Origin of the sequence: Corallococcus sp. AS-1-6, assembly GCF_020037015.1 — a bacterium.
Classification (GTDB): Bacteria; Myxococcota; Myxococcia; order Myxococcales; family Myxococcaceae; genus Corallococcus.
In genome coordinates, this window is the sequence record NZ_JAIQDE010000002.1 from 27,151 (window position 1) to 45,892 (window position 18,742).

The 18,742-nt window shown below is 70.7% G+C and carries 14 protein-coding genes; 10 read left to right on the forward strand and 4 right to left on the reverse strand.

All coding sequences use genetic code 11. The features are described 5' to 3' along the window. The first annotated feature begins 20 nt into the window (after positions 1-20). The 3 genes from metF to K8612_RS03020 are packed head-to-tail and all read left to right on the forward strand — an operon-like array spanning position 21 to position 2,364. Positions 21-893, forward strand: coding sequence for a methylenetetrahydrofolate reductase [NAD(P)H] (metF, locus tag K8612_RS03010; RefSeq protein ID WP_223742193.1), 873 nt, complete (start codon positions 21-23; stop codon positions 891-893). After that, complete coding sequence (locus K8612_RS03015; protein ID WP_223742194.1) at positions 890-1,312, forward strand: hypothetical protein; 423 nt, start codon at positions 890-892, stop codon at positions 1,310-1,312. The genes metF and K8612_RS03015 overlap by 4 nt, the downstream gene beginning before the upstream one ends. After that, entirely contained in the window at positions 1,309-2,364 is a 1,056-nt protein-coding gene (locus tag K8612_RS03020; protein ID WP_223761197.1) for a hypothetical protein, read from the forward strand. The genes K8612_RS03015 and K8612_RS03020 overlap by 4 nt, the downstream gene beginning before the upstream one ends. Before the next feature lie 3 nt (positions 2,365-2,367). Here the strand turns inward: K8612_RS03020 and K8612_RS03025 are convergent, their stop codons facing one another. After that, positions 2,368-3,303 (reverse strand): ADP-ribosylglycohydrolase family protein, encoded by a 936-nt coding sequence (locus K8612_RS03025; protein ID WP_223761198.1) that lies wholly within the window; start codon positions 3,301-3,303, stop codon positions 2,368-2,370. 432 nt (positions 3,304-3,735) lie between these two features. Between K8612_RS03025 and K8612_RS03030 the strand changes: the two genes are divergently transcribed. Next, positions 3,736-6,597: a choice-of-anchor D domain-containing protein gene (locus tag K8612_RS03030; RefSeq protein ID WP_223761199.1), complete on the forward strand. Its 2,862-nt coding sequence runs from the start codon at positions 3,736-3,738 to the stop codon at positions 6,595-6,597. Between the two features lie 110 nt (positions 6,598-6,707). On the opposite strand, the gene K8612_RS03035 is transcribed toward K8612_RS03030, so the two are convergent. Both K8612_RS03035 and folD read right to left on the reverse strand, forming a co-directional pair. Then, positions 6,708-8,246 carry an OmpA family protein gene (locus K8612_RS03035; RefSeq protein WP_223761200.1) on the reverse strand — a complete coding sequence of 513 codons (1,539 nt, stop codon included), beginning with the start codon at positions 8,244-8,246 and terminating at the stop codon, positions 6,708-6,710. 226 nt (positions 8,247-8,472) lie between these two features. Further along, positions 8,473-9,324 (reverse strand): bifunctional methylenetetrahydrofolate dehydrogenase/methenyltetrahydrofolate cyclohydrolase FolD, encoded by an 852-nt coding sequence (gene folD, locus K8612_RS03040; RefSeq protein WP_223761201.1) that lies wholly within the window; start codon positions 9,322-9,324, stop codon positions 8,473-8,475. Between the two features lie 90 nt (positions 9,325-9,414). Between folD and K8612_RS03045 the strand changes: the two genes are divergently transcribed. The 4 genes from K8612_RS03045 to K8612_RS03060 are packed head-to-tail and all read left to right on the forward strand — an operon-like array spanning position 9,415 to position 13,062. Next, the gene (locus K8612_RS03045) at positions 9,415-10,212 is read left to right on the forward strand and encodes a TerB family tellurite resistance protein (RefSeq protein ID WP_306799600.1); all 798 of its coding nucleotides are present in this window, start codon (positions 9,415-9,417) and stop codon (positions 10,210-10,212) included. A gap of 24 nt (positions 10,213-10,236) precedes the next feature. Beyond that, complete coding sequence (locus K8612_RS03050; RefSeq protein WP_223742201.1) at positions 10,237-10,941, forward strand: Smr/MutS family protein; 705 nt, start codon at positions 10,237-10,239, stop codon at positions 10,939-10,941. Between the two features lie 36 nt (positions 10,942-10,977). Next, positions 10,978-11,970, forward strand: coding sequence for an adenosine deaminase (gene add, locus K8612_RS03055; RefSeq protein WP_223761202.1), 993 nt, complete (start codon positions 10,978-10,980; stop codon positions 11,968-11,970). A 3-nt stretch (positions 11,971-11,973) separates the two neighbouring features. Beyond that, positions 11,974-13,062 carry a quinone-dependent dihydroorotate dehydrogenase gene (locus K8612_RS03060; RefSeq protein WP_223761203.1) on the forward strand — a complete coding sequence of 363 codons (1,089 nt, stop codon included), beginning with the start codon at positions 11,974-11,976 and terminating at the stop codon, positions 13,060-13,062. Between the two features lie 75 nt (positions 13,063-13,137). On the opposite strand, the gene K8612_RS03065 is transcribed toward K8612_RS03060, so the two are convergent. Then, positions 13,138-13,551, reverse strand: a complete 414-nt coding sequence (locus K8612_RS03065; RefSeq protein ID WP_223761204.1) for a hypothetical protein — start codon at positions 13,549-13,551, stop codon at positions 13,138-13,140. 191 nt (positions 13,552-13,742) lie between these two features. Here K8612_RS03065 and K8612_RS03070 point away from each other — a divergent pair, with 191 nt between their 5' ends. Both K8612_RS03070 and K8612_RS03075 read left to right on the forward strand, forming a co-directional pair. Next, positions 13,743-14,705 carry an ornithine cyclodeaminase family protein gene (locus K8612_RS03070; protein ID WP_223742205.1) on the forward strand — a complete coding sequence of 321 codons (963 nt, stop codon included), beginning with the start codon at positions 13,743-13,745 and terminating at the stop codon, positions 14,703-14,705. 212 nt (positions 14,706-14,917) lie between these two features. Further along, the gene (locus K8612_RS03075; RefSeq protein WP_223761205.1) at positions 14,918-18,730 is read left to right on the forward strand and encodes a hypothetical protein; all 3,813 of its coding nucleotides are present in this window, start codon (positions 14,918-14,920) and stop codon (positions 18,728-18,730) included. Positions 18,731-18,742 lie beyond the last annotated feature (12 nt).

Consider the following 18,742-nt stretch of genomic DNA (forward strand, 5'->3'; position numbering starts at 1 on the left):
GGGACTAAACTCATCCCGACATGAAGATTCGCAACTGCCTCAACCCCTCCAAGCCGAGCTTCTCCTTCGAGTTTTTTCCTCCCAAGACGGACGCGGGCGTGGCCTCGCTCCTGCGCACGGTGGAGGAGCTTGCGCCGCTGGAGCCGGGGTTCGTGTCGGTGACGTACGGGGCGGGCGGGAGCACGCGCGACCGGACGGTGGACCTGGTCACGCACATCAAGCAGCGCACCGGCATCGAGGCGATGGCGCACCTGACGTGCGTGGGACACACCCGCGACGAGCTTCGTGACGTGCTGCGCCGGCTCGACGCGGCAGGCATCGAGAACGTGCTCCTCCTGCGCGGGGACCCGCCGCAGGGGCAGACGACCTTCGAGCCGGTGCCGGGGGGCTTCCGCTACGCCGAGGAGTTGGTCCGATTCGTTCGAGAAGAGGATTTCAACTTCTGCCTGGGGGGTGCGTGCTATCCGGAGGGGCACGTGGAGACGGCGTCGCGCGAGGACGACCTGCGGCACCTGAAGGCCAAGGTGGATGCGGGGATGGACTTCGTGGTGACGCAGCTCTTCTTCGACAACGCCTTCTACTTCGACTTCGTGGAGCGGGCGCGGCGGGTGGGCATCAACGTCCCCATCGTCCCCGGCATCATGCCCATCACCAACTACGAGCAGGTCCAGCGCTTCACGCGCATGTGCGGCGCGACGGTGCCCATGCGGCTGGCGTTGCAGATGGAGCGCGTGAAGGATCAGCCGGACGCCGTGGTGCAGTTGGGCGTGGCGCACGCCACGGTGCAGTGCATGGAGCTGCTCGCGCGCGGCGTGCCGGGCATCCACTTCTACACGCTGAACAAGTCTCCCGCGACGCGGATGATCGTGGGCGCGCTGAAGGGGCGGTCATGAGCGGTCCAGGTCCTCAGCTCGCGCCGGGCGACCCGCGCATCAAGATCTTCCAGATCGTGCGCTTCCCGGCGTTCTTCCTGCTCATCGTCGGCGTGCTGCACGTCACCTTCAGCCTGCTGGGCGGGGTGCTGGCGGCGCTGAAGGTGGCGTCGCCCTTCTCCACGCCGGGGCAGGCCCCGGTGGTGCTGGAGTTCACGACGGGCTTCACGCTGGCCATCGTGGGCGGCATCCTCTGCGGGGTGCTGGCCGTCTGGGGCGCGTGGAACGCGATGAACCTCAAGGGCTACGGCCTGGCGACGGTGGGCGCCATCTGCGCCATGTACACGCTGACGCCGGGCTGTTTCGTGGGCGTGCCGGTGGCCGTGTGGATGCTCTTCACGCTGCGCCGGGATGGCGTGCGCGAGGCCTTCGCACCATGAACCCGCGCGCCGTCCGCACGGTGCGCTTCCTGCTCACGGGCCTGGGGAACGTGGGCGTGCCGCTCCTGGAGATCCTCCAGTCGCGCGCGTCGCTCCTGATGGAGCGCTACCGGCTGGAGCTGCTGCCGGTGGGGCTGGCGGACTCGGGCGGCGCGGCGGTGTCGCCGTACGGGTTGGACCTCAGGGCGGTGCTGGCGGTGAAGCGGGCGCGGCACTCCGTGGCGTCGCTGCCGGTGGTGGGGCGTCCAGGGATGAGCGGGCGCGACCTGGTGCGCGAGGTGAAGGCGGACCTGCTGCTGGAGGCCACGCCCACGAGCTTCCAGGACGGGCAGCCCGGGTTGGACATCACGCGCAACGCGCTGATGCGGGGCATGGCGGCGGTGCTCGCGAGCAAGGGGCCGCTGGTGCTGGGGTTCCAGGAGCTGGCCGGGCTGAGCGACCTGGAGTCGCCGGGCCGCCCGCCCCTGCGCTTCAGCGCGGCGGTGGGCGCGTCCATGCCGCTGGTGAACGTGGGCCGCCGGGACCTGGCGCTCGGCAGGCTGGGCCGGTTCGAGGGCGTGCTCAACAGCACCAGCCACCTGCTCCTGTGCCGCATGGCGGAGGGCCGGACGTACGAGGCCGCGCTGGCGGAGGCGCAGGCGCTGGGCATCGCGGAGACGGACCCCACGCTGGACGTGGACGGCTGGGACACGGCGGGCAAGCTGGTCATCCTGGCCAACGCGGTGATGCGCGTGCCCACGACGCTGAAGGATGTGTCCGTGACGGGCATGCGCGGCGTGACGCGCGCGGAGCTGGACGCGGCCAGGGCGAAGGGCGGGCAGGTGCTGCTGCTGGCGCGCGGCGAGCCCGTGGGCGCGGAGCGGTGGGAGTGGAGCGTGCGGCCCACCGCCGTGGACGCGGCCCATCCCCTGGCACGGCTGGGCGCGCTGGAGATGGGCGCGGTGTTCCGCAGCGACCTGCACGGCGTGAACACCGTCATCAACGGTGAGCAGGGCGCCCGGGGCACGGGCGCGGCGATGCTGAAGGACGTGCTCGAGATCTTCCCGGACTGAAGCTCAGCCCAGGGACTTCATGAGGCGCGCCAGGAGCGGCTCCACCAGCTCCTGGCCCCGCAACCGCGAGCGCCAACGGTGGGGAATCCCGTTCAGGCCGTGGATGAGCCCCGCGATGCCGCCCGCCACGCAGGCCGTGGTGTCCGTGTCGTGGCCCAGCCGGATGGCGGCTTTGACGACCTCTTCGTAGGTCGTCCCGTTCGCCACGCAGGCGCGGGCGGAGCGCAGGCAGTCCACGACGTAGCCTCCGCCCGTCCCCGGCGCCGGGTCGTCCGGGCGGATGTGGGCCTCCATTTCCTCCCGCTGCGGGAAGCCTTCCACGTACAGGTCCCGGAAGGTGGCCACGGCCTCGGCCCACGGATCCGCCGCGCCCTCCAGGATGCGGCGGGCCCAGAGGCAGTACAGCGCGCAGCACACCTGGGCGCGCACGTGGCCATGTGTCACGCGAGACTGGGCCATGGCATCCGAGACGAGCGCCGCGTCCTTGCCCTGGTGCCACAGGGCCAATGGCAACACACGCATCAGTGAGCCATTGCCGTTGTCCAGGGTGCCGTTGGGGCCGGCGAGCATCGCGGGCGTGCCGTCCCGCAACCGGCGAAGGGCGGTGCTGGTCTGGATGCCCACGTCGAACACGTCACCGTCCACGGCGAGGTAGCCCCAGTCCTGCCAGTTCACCAGCCGCCGGCCCAGGTCCTCGCAGTCGAGCCGCTTCTGATACGTCAGGGAGTCCAGCAGGCACAGCGCGTGGGCACCGTCGTCCGACCACGTGCCCGGTGGGACGCGGTCATGCGCGCGAGTGAAGCCCGGAGGTGGGTCGTACTCGATGGCCTCCGGAGCCGGTATCGCTTCGGGCCGGTGGAACTCATAGGGCACCCCGAGCGCGTCTCCGACGAGCAGCCCATACAGTCCCCCCGCGATGCGCTCCTCGCGCCTCACCATGTGACAACCTCCCAGGTCCGTGACCCCGACCCATCGTGTACCTATAACACCATCCTTGTAAAGGCTGATGGGTCGCGTTGTGTTGATGATTCATGCGAAGCTCTTGCGCCCTTTCTTCCTGGGACGGGCTTCCCAATTCTCACGAGAGGCGCTCCGATGCGTCGACTCACCCTGCTGGCTGCTCTCTGCCTGTCTGTCCTTGCCTCCTGTTCCCCCGTGGAGCCCGAGGCGCCGGCGTCGCCCGAGACGCCTGGCGAGGCCTCGCGGTCCCAATCCCTGACAGTGGTCAAGGATTACTTCCTTGAGCTGACCTGGGACGGAGCCACGAAGTGCCCCACCTGTGATCGCACGACCTATGCGTGCTCGGACAACACCGGGAATTGGAACGGGGGCGTCCGGAGCTTCACGGATCCCGTCGCCAAGGGTTGGAGGGTGACTGGCGCGGAGGTGGAGATCATTGGCCGTGGCTACGACGGCGGGCTCACGACCGTCCTGCTGAACAGCCAGGTCCTGGGGACCTACGGCATGGCCCCGAATCCCTTCCGCGTGTGCGGTGGCTGCGAGACGCCGGAGCTCGGCTACAAGGCGCCCGACTCCATGGGGATCCCTGGCTACCGATACGGCGACATCAATACCTTCGCGCTGCGTCCGGAGCGGACCAACTGCATCGCCGCCGCCCGGATCCGCCTGAGGACGGGGCGGCCCCTGCTCAGGGTCAACCCGACGAGCCTGTCCTTCGGATCGATCGCGGTGGGCGCGTCCGCCTCGCAGAAGGTGCGGCTGACCAACGAGGGCGTCGTCCCGCTGGTCATCGACGCCATGTCGCTGCCCCTCCCCTTCAAGCTGGCGCCGGTGTCCCTGCCCTTCACGCTCAAGGAGGGCGCGACCCTGGACGTGACCGTCACGTACGCGCCCACGGCCGACCGCGTTGACTCCGGAATCCTGAGCCTGCTGAGCAACGACCCCGACAACGGCTCCCTGCCCATCAAGCTCGAGGGCACGGGCGGTGCCCCGAAGCTCGAGCTCGCGCCGACCGCGCTCGACTTCGGCGCCGTGCGCGTGGGCGCGAGCAGCAACCTGCTGCTCCAGGTGAAGAACGTGGGGAGCCTGCCGCTCACGATTCCCGCCGTGCTGACGCAGGCTCCCTTCAGCGTGAGCGGCCTGGCTCCGGGAGGCAGCGTGGTGCAGCCAGGCACGGTCCTGCCGCTCACGGTGACCTTCAAGGCGACGGCGGGCGCGTTCTCCCTGCCGATGTACATCCAGGCCCAGGGGTCCGCCACGCCGCTCGCGGAGGTCTCCCTGCGGGGCACGGGCATCGAACCCGCCATCGTCGTGGCGGCGACCGCGATGGACTTCGGTGTGCACACCGCGGGGGTCGACCCTGTTCGCAAGACGCTGGCGGTCAGCAACACGGGACTGGACGACCTCGTCCTCACCGCCTTCGACGTCGAGGCGCCCTTCACGGTGGAGTCCGGCCTTCCGCTGACCATCAAGGCCCGGGAACAGGCGAACCTGACGGTGGCCTATGCCCCGGTGGCGGGCCGCGCCGCGAAGGACCTCACCCTGCGGAGCAATGATCCGCGCACCCCGGTCGTGAAGGTGGCGCTCACCGGCACGGGCGTGGCGGTCCCCGCGCTCAAGGTCACCGCGCCCGATGGTGGCACGGCGCTGGACTTCGGCTCGCGCGAGGTCGGCTCCGTGAGCGCGCCCCAGGCCTTGACGCTCAAGAACGAGGGGGCCGGAACGCTGGTGGTGGAGTCCATCCAGGCGCCCACGGGCTTCGCCGTCACCCCCGCGGGACGGTTCAGCCTGGCCCCCGGTGCCACGACCCAGGTCCAGGTGACCTTCGAGCCTCCGCATATCGCCCGGTTCGCACCGGAGCTGCTGCTGAGCGCGGACGGCCCAGGTGGCTCCACCCAGACCGTGCTGCTCAGCGGACAAGGCGTCGAAGGAAAGGTGACCGCCACCCCCTCGGCGCTGTCCTTCGCGCGGACGGAGGTGGGGAACACCAGCAAGGCGGTGCAGGTGACGATCGTCAATTCGGGGACGGACACGCTCACCATCAGCACCATCGCGGTGGCGGGGCCGTTCTCGCTGGTGCTCCCGAAGCTGCCGAAGGAGCTCCCGCCGCGCGACGCCTTCACGATGGAGGCGACCTTCGTCCCGGTCGAGGACGGCGCCGCGTCCGGCGCGCTCCGTGTGTTCTCGAACGCGCCGTCGTCTCCCACGGTGGTGAAGCTGGACGGTGAGGGGCTCCAGGCCGTCTCCCGGATGGCGAGCGACGTGATGGAGTTCGGCGGCCAGCGGGTGGGAGGCCTGAGCGCGCCCCGGGAGCTCACGCTGTTCAACATGGGCAGCGAGTCGCTGAACGTGACGGCGGTGAACGTGAGCGGACCGTTCCAGGTGTCAGGGCTCAACGTGGGCACCAGCGTGCCGCCGCTCGGAAACCGCACGTTCCAGGTCAGCTACAAGCCCACCGAGGCCACCTCGGAGAACGGCGTGCTGGAGGTCCAGAGCAACGCGCCGCGCGCCGCCCAGGTGACGCTGCGGGGCACGGGGACCACGGCCTCGATGGAGACGTCCGTGACGGCGCTGACCTTCGGCTCCCAGTTCCTCGGGGGGACCTCGCAGCGCGTCGTGGAGCTGCGCAACACCGGCACGAGCCCCGTCACCATCACCGGAGTGGATCCGGTGGACGGGTTCTCCCTGTCGGGGCTCCCGCTGCCCCATGTCGTGGAGCCCCGCACCAGCCACCCCTTCTACGTCGTCTTCGAGCCGCCGCGGCCGGGCGACTACGCGGGGTCGCTCGCGGTGCGGCACGACGCGTCCTCCACGCCGCTGATGGTCGCGGTGCAGGGCACGGGCGTGGCGCAGGAGCTGACGGTGACGCCCGGCGCCATCGTGTTTGGCAACCAGCGGGTGGACGCCACCAGCCAGCCCCTTTCGTTGGAGCTCGTGAACACGGGCAACGTGCCTGTCACCGTGCAGGTGACCTCCTCCGATGCCGCCTTCCGTGTGGACATGAGCGCGGCGAGCGGTGCCATCCCGGCCGGGGGCCGCGCCTCCGTCCCGGTGACGTTCCACCCGACGCGCACGGGCACGGTGCGCGGCGAGGTCCGCGTGGTGCCGAGCGGAGGCGGACTGGGCCCCACGGTCGTTCCCGTGGAGGGCATTGGTGAAGCCGTCACGGTGGAGGGCAGCGGCTGCGCGGTGGGTGGGTCCGGAGGGGTCTGGGTGCTCGCGGCGTGGGTGCTGGCCAGGCGGAGGGCCCGGCGCGGTCAGCGGGCCCGCTAACCCCCCGGATGCCCGCGGGGTGCGCCCCCGGGCCCGGTGCGGCCAGAACCTGTCCGACTGTCGGACAGGTTTCCGCGGGGTGCCTCCGCCGGGGAGGCCCTCCCCTGGACTCAGGGGGGAGGAGGCGCGGGGACGGTGCGGGCCGAAGTGGGCTCGCCCAGGGTCAACAGAAGCTCCGCTCGGCGGTTCTCCCCCCGGCCCGCTGGCGTACCGTTGGAGCCCGCGGGCCGGCGCGCACCGAGGCCCCGGGCTTCCAAGCGGTGAGCTGGAACGCCCTTTCGCACCAGGTAGTCGCGGACTGCTTCCGCGCGAGCGAGGGACAGACGCTGGTTGGAGGCGGTGGAGCCTTCCGCGTCCGTGTGCCCTTCGATGACGACGCGCTCCACCTCCGGATGCTCCAGCAGCACCCGCGCCACCTGATCCAGGACGCGAGAGCGGCCCGGCACCGTCGTCACGCCGACCTCGAAGAAGACCTGGCCATGGAGGACGAGGCGCTCGCGGGTCAGGGAGACGAGCGAGTCACCAGTCTCCGGGCAGCCGCCGTGTTCGCGGGTCCCCCGCTCGTGGATGCAGGCGTCCAACACGTCCACGACACCATCGCCGTCCGTGTCGGTCTCGGAGACAGGCTCATCCCTGGCGGGCTCGGGAGGCGGAGGTTCGGAAGGCGTGGGTTCGGGTTCGAGCTGGGGGGCGGCGGGAGCACGCGGGAGCCCCTGGACCAGCTCGTAGACGATGTCCTCCGGGGGCGGAGGCGGTGGCTTGTCGAAGAGCAGCGCGAATCCCGCGAGCACCCGGAAGCGAGGGGCACCCGGCTCCGCGCCCAGGCCCGCCCCACCCAATGCGAAAAACTCCCAGGGCCGGGAGGGCGCGTAGCGCAGGCCGCCCAGCAGCTCGCCGCTGGTGCGCTGCTGCCGCCACGAGTACGCGCCGAGCGCCGACACCTCCGCGCGCAGGGCGTACCCCACCGTCAGGCCCACTCCGGCGCGAAGCTCGTTGCCCACGCCGTTGAGGCTGTCCACGCCGGAGTCCGTCGAGACGGCGCGACGCAGGAGCACGCCCACTTCCAGCGCCGGAGCCACGGGCCCCCAGCGCTTGCCCATCATGAGGCGTCCCTGTCCCCGGACGCCCTGGTCGCGAGCGAGCGCCCCCGAGCCGCCCACGGGCAACCGGACATCCAGGTCGAGCGCCAGGTGGAAGGCCTCGGGAGCGGTGGTCCCCAGCAAGCCCAGCCGGGCCGCGAGTCGTGGCGCGCCCAGGCCGCTTCGCGACGGGGAGGAGATGGACAGCACGGTGCTCACGTCCGCGCCGCTCTGATGGATGACGCCAGGGAGCTGGGCCTGAAGCTCCAGCCAGGGAAGCACGCCCACGGCCAGCGACACCACGCCGGTGGTCCGGGACAGGACGAGCGGGTATTCGTCCGGCCCGTTGCGGACCGTGAGTGACTTCCGCTGGTAGTGCGCCAGCAGGGAGATGCGCAGGGCTCCAGGTGCGAGCAGCTCCCCGCTGCCCATCGTCAGGGGCCCCAGGCCCGGGTTCGGGTCCAGGCGCTCCAGGGAGAACGTGGGCAGGGGCGTGGCGTCCTGGGCACGCGCGGGGGATGCGAACAGCAGCAGTCCCAGCGCGGCCCCGCCCACTGCGCATCGGTGCAAGGCCGGACCCATGCGCCCATCTTCCGTCAGGTCCCGCCCGGGGCGAAGGGGAATGGCGGGGAGAAACTCCGTCTCCGCTCGAAGACACGGCCATGCAAATGAGACCGTTGATGTCGAAACGCCCGCAATGCACGACAGGTGTCGCCCAGGGTGACCCGTACGTCTGCGTCTGTGACGAAATCCGCCTCCCTGCCCTCTTCATGGGCAGAGAGGTCCGACAATCACATCACTTCCCCGCGCGCTGAGCCGCCTCCAGCGTGTTCTTCATCAGCATCGCAATGGTCATCGGCCCCACGCCACCCGGCACCGGCGTGATGAACGACGCGCGCTCCGCCGCCGCGGCGAACTCCACGTCTCCCACCAGCTTGCCGTCCGCCTTGCGGTTCATGCCCACGTCAATCACCACCGCGCCGGGCTTGATCCACGCGCCCTTCACCAGCTCCGGCACGCCCACCGCCACCACCAGGATGTCCGCCTGCGCCACCTCCGACGGCAGGTCGCTCTTGCGGTGGCACACCGTCACCGTCGCGTCCTTCTGGAGCAGCATCAGCGCCTGCGGCTTGCCCACGATGTTGCTGCGGCCCACCACCACCGCGCGCTTTCCCGCCGGATTGCACCCCACCTCTTCCAACAACCGCATCACCCCGTAGGGCGTGCACGCCCGCGTCGCCGGGCGGCCCAGCAGCAGGTTGCCCGCGTTCATCGGGTGGAAGCCGTCCGCGTCCTTCTCCGGCTTCACCGCCGCGATGATGGCGTCCGCGTCGATGTGCTTGGGCAACGGCAACTGCACCAGGATGCCGTGCACCGCCGGGTCCTCGTTCAGCCGGTGCACCAGCGCCAGGAGCTCCTCCTGGGTGATGGTCTCGTCCGGGTGGTGCTCCCAGGAGTTGAAACCCACCTCCTCGGCGGCCTTCTTCTTGCCCGTCACGTAGATTTTCGACGCCGGGTCCTCGCCCACGCGCACCACGGCGAGCCCCGGGGTGATGCCGCGCTCCGCCTTCAGGCGCGCCACCTCCTCCTTGATCTCCGCCCGCACGCGCGCCGCCACTGCCTTGCCGTCAATCAACTGAGCCGTCATACGCCCCACCTTATGCAAGACTGGCCCGGCACAAGGGAGCGAAGCGAAGGCATGGGCGCGGGAAAAGTTCTCGGGGCGATGTTGGGTCTCATGGCCGGCCTCCTCATTGGCGGCCCCTGGGCCATCGTGCTCGCCCTCATCGTGGGCACGGGCCTGGGCCACTACTTCGACGAACAGCACGCCGCGCCCCCGGACTTCCCTGAAATCTTCAGCGACTTCCCCGTCACCTTCGAGCCGCCTCCCAAGCAGGCCCCCCTCTCCCAGGGTCCCGGCGAGTTCCCCATCGTCCAGGCCCCGGACGAGGACCCGCTCGACCGCGACATCACCGCCCTCTTCGTGGACGTGGCCCGCGCCGACGGCGACATGCGCCGCGAGGAGGTCCGCGAGGTCCGCCGCTACTTCGAGGAGGTCCTCCACGCCGACGCCCACACCGTCCAGGCCGTGCGCCGCCACCTCAAGGACTTCCTCTCCCACCCCGCCTCCCTGGACGCCCCCGCCGCCCTCGCCTCCTGCCTGGACTCCCTGCCTTCGGGCGAACGGCTCCGCCTGCTGGACGCCCTCTACGAGATGGCGCTCGCGGACGGCCCCCTCCAGCGCTCCGAGCGCGAGGCCCTGAAGCGCATGGCCGAGGGCCTGGACGTCCCCGACGCCAAGGTCCAGGCCCTGGCCGAGCAGCACCTGGGCGACGCCACCGCCCACTACCAGACGCTGGGCCTCCCCCCGGACGCCACCGACGCGGAGGTGAAGAGCGCCTACCGCAAGCTCGCCGCCCGCTTCCACCCGGACAAGGCCAGCCACCTGGCGCCCAGGGCCGCCGAGCAGGCCGCCCGCCGGTTCCAGGCCGTCCGCGACGCCTACGAGGAAATCCGCAGGCTGCGCGGCCTGTAGCCCGGGTTAGAAGACAGGAATCCCATGAGCCAGCGTCCCCCCAAGAAGAAGGAAGCGGAGTTCCAGAACAACCCGTTCAAGTCCGCCATCAAGACGCTTCAGGATCAGCAGAAGCAGGAGAAGGAAGCCGCCGCCGCCCAGGCCGCCGCGAAGAAGAAGGCCGCCGCGCCGAAGCCCACCAAGGCCCCCAAGGCCCGTCCGGAGGACGACGACGTGGGCCTCTTCTTCTCCGCCATGGACGGCGTGCAGCAGATCACGAACCGCGGTGAGGCCCCCAAGACGAACCCGCGCCTGCCGGAGCTCATCGACGACAACGCGGAGGCGCTCGCGCAGCTCTCCGACCTGGTCGCCGTGGACGGGCCGCTGTCCTTCACCGGCTCGGACGAGTCCTTCGAGGGCGCCTCCCCCGGCACCGACCCCAACCTGCTGCGCTCGCTGCGCCGGGGCGACTTCTCCGTGCAGGACCGGCTGGACCTCCACGGCAAGACGCAGCGCGAGGCCCAGGCCGCCGTGGAGCGCTTCCTGTCCGACAGCCGCCGCGCCAAGCGCCGCTGCGTGCTCATCGTCCACGGGCGCGGTTTGAATTCCAAGGATCAGATCCCGGTGCTCAAGGACGCGGTGAGGGATCTGCTGTCGCAGAAGCGGCTGGAGCGGATGGTGCTGGCGTTCTCCACTGCCCGTCCGCAGGACGGCGGGGCTGGCGCCGTCTACGTGCTGCTGCGCCGATAGCTTTACGCGTGGCCGTGGCTGTGCATACATGCCGCCATGGTTCGCGACCTCATTGACCTCCACATCCACGTGGGTGGCGCGGTGGCTCCGCACATCCTGTGGTCCATCGCCCACCAGCAGGGCTTCAAGCTCCCCGTCAAGAACTACTTCGACTTCGTCGAGCTCATCACCTCCCGTCCGGGCAAGGTGGGCAGCCTCGACGACTACCTGAAGATCCTCCACACCTGGACGGAGAAGATCCAATCGTCTCCCAGCGCCATCGAGCGCTCCGTCTACGAGGTGATTGGCAAGGAGTACCGGGGCAGCCGCGTCACCCAGATCGAGCTGCGCTTCAACCCGATGAAGCGCAACCTCTCCAGCGAGCTGGACCTGGACCACATCATCCACGCGGCGCTGCGGGGCATGGACCGCGCGACGCTGGAGTACGGCGTGAAGGTGGGCCTCATCTTCTGCCTGGCCCGCGAGTTCGACCACAAGCTCAACAGCATCATCGTGGAGAAGGCCATCAAGTACCGCTCGCGCGGCGTGTACGGCATCGACCTGGCCGGCACGGAGCGCGACGCGATGGAGCACAAGCCCTCGCTCTCCGAGTACGAGGACCTCTACGCCCGCGCGCGCAAGGGCGGCCTCAAGTGCACCGTGCACACCGGCGAGACGGCCGGCACGGGCGCGGGCGGCCTGATGGCGGCGGTGGAGAAGCTCAAGCCCCACCGCATCGGCCACGGCATCCGCGCCGCGTACGACGAGTCCGCGATGAAGATTTTGCGTGAGAACAACATCACGCTGGAGCTCTGCCCCACGTCCAACATCCACACCAAGGCCGTGGAGGGTCTGCAGGAGCTCAAGCACATCATGCAGACGTTCTGGGACCGCAAGGTGAAGTTCACCATCAACACGGACGGCCCCTACCTGCTGGAGACGGACATGCGGCGGGAGATTGAGATCGTCGAGTCCAACGGCCTGCTCACCCCCGAGCAGGTGGACCAGGCACTCGCGTGGGCGCGCGAGGCGTCCTTCATCCCGGCCTGACGCATGTACGGCCTGACTCGCGCATTGCTCTTCAGCCTGCCCCCGGAGCCCGCGCACCGGCTGGGCATGTCGGGGCTCGCGGCCCTGGGGAAGTGGAACGCCCGCTGCCGCGCCATGCGCGAGCACACGCTGCGCCTGGCGCCCATGGACCTGTCCGTGGAGCTGGCGGGGCTGAAGTTCGCCCACCCGGTGGCGCTCGCCGCCGGGCTGGACAAGGACGCGGAGGCCGTGGACGGGCTGTTCGCCTGCGGCTTCTCCGCCGTGGAGATCGGCACCGTCACGCCGAAGCCCCAGCCCGGCAACCCGAAGCCGCGCCTGTTCCGCCTGCCGGAGCACCGCGCGGTCATCAACCGCATGGGCTTCAACAACCACGGCGCGGCCACCGCGGCGGAGCGCCTCAAGGCCCGCGAGTGGAAGCCCGGCCCGCTGGGCGTGAACATCGGCAAGAACAAGGACACGCCGCTGGAGCGCGCGGTGGACGACTACGTGGCGTGCGTGGACGCGCTCGCGCCGCTGGGGGACTACGTCGTCGTCAACGCGTCGTCACCCAACACGCCGGGCCTGCGCAAGCTCCAGGAGCCGGAGGCGCTGTCCGCGCTGCTGCTCGCGGTGCGCGAGCGGATGGACGCCGTGGCTCCGGGCACGCCGCTGTTCCTGAAGATCGCCCCGGACCTCACGCCCGAGGCCGTGGATGAGGTCGTGGACGTGGCGATGGCGCGCGGGCTGTCCGGGCTCATCGCCACCAACACCACCCTCACCCGCCCCTTCGAGCACAAGCACTCGAAGGAGGCAGGCGGCCTGTCCGGCGCCCCCGTGCGAGAGCTGTCCAACGCCGTCATCCGCCGCGCGTACCAGCGGAGCCAGGGCGCCCTGCCCCTCATCGGCGTGGGCGGGGTGTTCACCGCGCAGGACGTCTACGAGAAGCTGCGCGCGGGCGCCACGGTGGTGCAGGTCTACACGGGCTTCATCTACGAGGGCCCGGGCATGGTGGACCGCATCCTCCCGGAGCTGGGCGCCCTGCTGACCCGCGACGGCTTCGCCTCCGTGCGCGACGTGATTGGCGTGGACGCTCGCGAGGGCACGCCCGCGTAGCCTCCGGTGGCTTCGAGCACGGCCCCCGCGGCGCGGGACCGGAGGCGATGGACTCCGGCCCGACGCGAGAGCGGCTCAGCAACTGATGCAGCTACTGGCGTAGTTCCGGTATTGGTATTCCGTGTGCGTGTAGTTGCCGGCGTCGTCGTAGCAGGCCCGGTATTGGAATTGATAACGCATCATGCCCAGGTTGGTGTACGGGACCGCCACCTGGCCCGAGGGGCACACCGGCGGCCGCTGCTGGGGTCCCTCATCGAGGGACGGAGCCGCGTCCGCCGTCAGCCTCGGCTCACAGACCCAGGTGGTCCCACAGATTGAACTGGCCATGCACCGCTCCAGGCCGGTGTCACTCCATCCAACCCATTCACCACACGAGCTCAGCGCGGCCTCGGACGTGGCCAGCGCCGCCGACTCCTCGGGCGTCATCGCTCCACCGCACGCCGTCAATGCCAGACCCGTGCACAGCAGCAACGCCATTCCAGACTTCATGGAGGACTCCTTGTCCCAGGAGGACGCCGGCATGGCGCCCGGCCTTCCGACAAGGCCGCATGTTAGGCAATCCGGATTTCGCAGACAAACCAGTTCTGCCTGACGGGAGTCGTGAGGATGAAAATGGCCAATGGCAGACATTGCACATCGGGCGCGTGCGCGGGCATGGGCGGTTGGGTATAGCGGCGCCCATGCCCACCCTCCTCCTCAGCGCCAGGGATTTGCGCGGCCTCTACACCGTCGAGCTCGGTCTGGAAGCCGTCGAGCGTGCGTTCCTGGCCCATGGCCGCGGCGACGCGCTCATGCCCCCCAAGGTGTACCTGTCCCTGCCGAAGTACGACGGCGACTTCCGCGCCATGCCCGCGTTCCTGGACGGCGCGGCCGGCGTGAAGTGGGTCAACGCCCATCCCCAGAACCCGCGCAAGCACGGCCTGCCCACGGTGCGCGCCGTGTACGTGCTCAGCGACCCGGACACCGCGTCCCCGCTGGCCATCCTGGACGGCACGCTGCTCACCGCGTGGCGCACCGGCGCCGCCGGCGGCATCGCGTCCAAGTACCTGGCCCGGAAGCAGCCCCGCACGCTGGGGCTCGTGGGCTGCGGCGTGCAGGCGCGCGTCCTCATCGACGCGCACCGCGCCCTCTTCGGGGACCTGGAGCTGCTGATGGCGGACGTGTCCTCGCAGGCCGCGGAGGCGCTCCAGAAGGAGAAGGGCGGCCGCGTGGTGAGCCTCCAGGAGGCCTCCGGCGCGGACATCGTCTGCTCCGCCACGCCCGCGCGCGCCCCGGTGGTCCGCCGTGAGTGGGTCCAGGCCGGCGCGCACCTCAACGCCATGGGCGCGGACGCCCCCGGCAAGCAGGAGCTGGATCCCCGGCTGCTCGTCGAAGGGCGCGTCTTCATCGACGACGCGGATCAGGCGCTCCACTCCGGCGAGGTCAACGTCCCGCTCCACGACGGGCTCATCCAGGCCCATCAGCTCGCCGGCACCCTGGGAGAGGTCGTCGCCGGCCGCAAGCCGGGCCGCACCGGCTCCGAGATCACCGTCTTCGACTCCACGGGCCTCGCCGTGCAGGACGTGGCCCTGGCCCGCGCGCTCTACGACGTCGCCCTGGCGAAGGGCGTGGGCCAGAAGTTCGACCTGGTGGACGAAGGCTGAAGCGCCCCGACGTCACCCGGAGCGGCAGCGTGAATCCCTCCGCGCAGGAGGTGCCCGGCGGGGATTCCACGCGCGGGCGTCCGGCGAGAACGGCTCCGCGTCCTCCTGGAACGCAGTCGGGGGGGCGGCGCGGAGGAGCCTCAGCGGAACGGGAGTGGGGCGCATGACTTGCATTGGGGTCACGCATTCCTCCTGCCCCCGAGGCAAGGCCCATGGCTCCCTCCCCTTCGTCCGCGCGCAGCCTCCAGCCCCCACCCCCTCGCGAGATCTTCGCTCCTGGCGCCGCGGCGCCGGGCCGCCTCTATCAAGGCGCCCGCACCTACCGGCTGCGGACGAAGGACGCGGAGCATCCGCTCCGCATCACCCTCGTCTTCGATGGGGAGGACAAGCGAGCCCCCTCCCAGCTCCTGGTGGGCCACGTGCAGGTCCCCACCGGGAGCTGGGGCTTCGCGCACCGGAGCGGCACGTTGTATTGGCGCTTCCAGGGGGAGGAGGCCCTGCACGCGGGACGGCTCCTGTTCGAGGAGGGCGGCGCCACCGCCACCGGCTTCGTGAGCGAAGGGGGCGAAAGGCTCCAGGTCACCGCGTCGCTCCCGCCCATCACCTATGAGTGCGCGGTCGCGCAGCAGGTGGGGGGCTACGTCACCGGCCAGCCTCCCGCGCTGCAGCTCCACTGCGACACCACCAGCCCGTCGTGGAGCCACGCGACGTGGGTGCCGTCCGCCTTCCAGTTCACCTACCAGATGCAGCAACAGATCATCGTCGGGCAGGAGTTCTGGAACTTCTACGTTTCCTTCCATGACCTCCAGACCGGCGTGAGCTGGACACCGAAGCAGGGCACCTTCGGGGCCCTGGTCGACGCCAACATGGTCTTCACGCTGTCGGCCGCCTCGGGCATCGCGCCGCCGGCCGACAACCGCCAGGGCCTGGCGGATCCGGCCGCGCGAGCCATCACCACCGTCTTCCCCTTCCAGCTCAGCTTCCAGCTCAGCCCCACCGCGCTCTCGCTCGCCGGGAGCATGCTCACCGTGGTGGACGCGCAGAACGGCGTGGTGCTCGGCGTCCAGGGGCAGGTGCCGAACCCGTCGGTGGCCGGGTACTACGCGCTCGCTGGCGAAGGGGCCACGGCCTCGTTCGCGGTGCACGAGGGGACGCTCCATGTCGGTGGGGCACCGGTGCAGGCCGCGCGGCTGCGGGGCAACTCGCTCGGCTTCAGCGGGCTCTCCGCCGCGCAGCAGGCGGCGGGCGGGCTGCCCGCGGCGGGCACGCTCGAGTTCAGCGATGACGGTTCGCGGGTGCGGCTGGCCGACGGCCGGTCCGGCGCGCGCCTGGGCGCGGACTCGCACGTCGCGCGCCCCGCGCCCACGGCCAGCACCTCGCCGCTCAACCTCCAGACCCTCGCGCTGATGACCCCCTTCGAGCAGCAAGCCGGTCCGCAGGGCCCGACGTGGGTGGACGCCGTCCAGCAGGCCTCGATGGCGGACTTCAACCAGCTCCTGCTCTACTTCATGGATCCGCAGTTGCGGCAGACCTACTGGAGCCAGGGCCAGCCCGTCCTCTCTCCGGAGCTCCAGCGGATCGCGACCCTGGCTCCGCCGGGGAGCTCTCCGGCGGAGTGGTACGGCTCGCTGTCGGTCTCCTTCCTGACCGACGTGCTCTCCACCTGGGATCAGCCCGGGGCCGACACGCTCAACGCCCTGCGGGCGCAGACCTGGCTCAAGGAGCAGGTCGCGGCGAGCGACGTGTACCGCGTGCAGATGCCGGCGCTCTACCAGCTCGAATGGACCCGCCGCTTCCCGGCCATCACCGCCTTCCTCGCGGACCAGCGTGAGAACGCGACGAGCTATGCCTCGCTCATCGAGAACGACGCGGCGGCCTGGAAGCAGGAGCTGGCCCGGGAGATCGCGGATCCGGACTCGCTCCAGGCGATGCAGTCCCTGGTGGACAACCTGGCGGCGACCGCGGCGCAGTCCGGGCTCTACTGGGCCTACGCGTACTTCCGCTACGCCACCCAGCCGGCGGCCTTCACCGAGCTGGGGCTCTTCAGCCTGGATCCGGACGGCTCGGCCTTCATGCGCCGCGTCCAGTCGGACATGGCGGTGCTCACCAGCCTGGACCCGAGCACCCTCTTCGCCCAGCAGTACGCGTCCGCCGTCAACACGATGCTCTACGGGAACGTGGTGCCGTCGCTGGCGGACTACGGCGGCGGCCCCGTCGGGATGGACGGCGCGGTCGCGCTGGTGATGCAGGGCATCGTCTCCGACGTCGCGGGGAGCACCGACCCGGTGCTCGTGAGCATTGGCGCCGAGGCGCGGGCCCTGGCCTCGCGGAGCGACCTGCCGGCCCTGGTCGCCCGCGTGCAGGCCGCCGCTTCTGGCTGCGCGACGGGCGCCAGTTGGTCGACGGCGGCCCCAGTGATGCAAGCGGCGGTGGAGGACACGGTCGGGACGCTGGGCGCCCAACTGATCTGCCTGTCGCTCGCGGGCCTCACCACCAGCGCCGTCGTCCACGGGGTGGCAGACTTCACGCCCCCCGAGACCACCGCGCGGGTGGCCGTGTCGCCAGGGCTCATCGTCGTGGCCGTCAACTACACGGTGCAGGTCGCGGCCGGGGTCGTGAAGTGGGGGGTGATCTTCGCCAACGCGCTCGACAGCTACGCCACCCCCTGGGTCGCGATGCGCGCGCTCTTCACCACCGACATGCTCGACGCGGCCAACGCCGCCGTCGACACCGGGCTCACCAAGTGGCTCATCGGCAACCGGATCATCCCCGAGTCGGAGATGTTCGGCTCGATGTTCGACGAGGCGGCGGCCCAGGGCGAGACGGTCGTCACCCGCGTCTTCGGGCGGAACCTCGATGACTTCGTCGCGCTCCGGCTGGGCGCGGTGTTCGCGCTCGCCAGCCTCATCGCCGGCGCCTTCGCCCTGGCCCACAGCGCCACGGTGGACCAGGAGGTGGTGGCCGCGCTCAGCGTGACCTCTGGCGCGCTCAACCTCATCGCCACCGCTGGCGGCTGGGCCGCCGACGCGTTCGGCGTCACCGAAATCGGAGGGCTGGCGGTCTCCTCCCTCTTCAGCGTGTTCAGCGTCCTGTCCATCCTCGCCGCCGTCGCGGGCGTGGTGCTGATGATCGTCCAGTGGTGGAAGGCACGCCCGTCACCGGTGCAGAAGTTCGCCACCACTTACGCGCAGCCCGCGGGCTTCTACATGCCCCATGGCAGCGCCATCGACGCGTTCACCGGCTACACGCCCCCGGGAGGGCTCGCGCGGCTCGGCGTCTCGCTCGCGGTCCCGGACACGAAGGGCGCGGTGCTTCGCGTCGGCGGCGACGGCACCCTGGGCAGCGGGCCGCTCGACTACGGCCAAGCCACGGTGTTCTTCCCCTCGACGGACGGGCAAGGCCGCTCCCAGCTCGTGGCGCTCATAGGCGGCGGGGACTCGGCGCGCGCCTTCGCGCTCACGGGCTCCAGCGGTGGGGTGTCCTTCCAGCCGCTCCTCCCGTCCACCGACCCGGCGGCCGCGACGCAGCTCTGGACCATCACCCTGGTGGGGAGCCCCACGTGGGACGGCGACGCGCCCGAGTCAGGCCCCTTCACGCTCACCCTGTGGGGGACGGACCAGGCGCTGGTCTGGACCGGCCACGGCGTCACGCTCGGCACGTCCGCTTCGCGGTTCACCCTCCAGCAGCAGCCGATGGCCCCCCAGGGACTGTCGATGAGCAACGCGACGCTCTACACGTTCTCCCAGGGCGTGAGCTTCATCCCTCGCCTGGCGCAGGCGGGGAGCACGCCCCAGACGTGGGCCATCTCCCCGCCGCTGCCGGCGTTCCTGTCGCTCGATGCCGCGACCGGCGTCATCACCGAGCCGCTGAGCGCGCCGCAGCCGCTGCCGGTGACCCCGGCGGCGACCTACGTCCTGTCCGTCACGAACCCGCTGCTCACCCGCCCCCTCCAGACGACGTTCGCCCTCCAGGTGCTGCCGGCGCCTTCCAGCACCGGGACGGGGCTCGTCGCGCTCGCCGTCTGACCCGGAGACCGC

Coding starts and splice junctions, on each gene's coding strand:
- metF (WP_223742193.1), top strand. CDS start 21: ATGAAGATTCGCAACTGCCTCAACCCCTCCAAGCCGAGCTTCTCCTTC.
- K8612_RS03015 (WP_223742194.1), top strand. CDS start 890: ATGAGCGGTCCAGGTCCTCAGCTCGCGCCGGGCGACCCGCGCATCAAG.
- K8612_RS03020 (WP_223761197.1), top strand. CDS start 1,309: ATGAACCCGCGCGCCGTCCGCACGGTGCGCTTCCTGCTCACGGGCCTG.
- K8612_RS03025 (WP_223761198.1), bottom strand. CDS start 3,303: ATGGTGAGGCGCGAGGAGCGCATCGCGGGGGGACTGTATGGGCTGCTC.
- folD (WP_223761201.1), bottom strand. CDS start 9,324: ATGACGGCTCAGTTGATTGACGGCAAGGCAGTGGCGGCGCGCGTGCGG.
- K8612_RS03045 (WP_306799600.1), top strand. CDS start 9,415: ATGGCCGGCCTCCTCATTGGCGGCCCCTGGGCCATCGTGCTCGCCCTC.
- K8612_RS03050 (WP_223742201.1), top strand. CDS start 10,237: ATGAGCCAGCGTCCCCCCAAGAAGAAGGAAGCGGAGTTCCAGAACAAC.
- add (WP_223761202.1), top strand. CDS start 10,978: ATGGTTCGCGACCTCATTGACCTCCACATCCACGTGGGTGGCGCGGTG.
- K8612_RS03060 (WP_223761203.1), top strand. CDS start 11,974: ATGTACGGCCTGACTCGCGCATTGCTCTTCAGCCTGCCCCCGGAGCCC.
- K8612_RS03065 (WP_223761204.1), bottom strand. CDS start 13,551: ATGAAGTCTGGAATGGCGTTGCTGCTGTGCACGGGTCTGGCATTGACG.
- K8612_RS03070 (WP_223742205.1), top strand. CDS start 13,743: ATGCCCACCCTCCTCCTCAGCGCCAGGGATTTGCGCGGCCTCTACACC.
- K8612_RS03075 (WP_223761205.1), top strand. CDS start 14,918: ATGGCTCCCTCCCCTTCGTCCGCGCGCAGCCTCCAGCCCCCACCCCCT.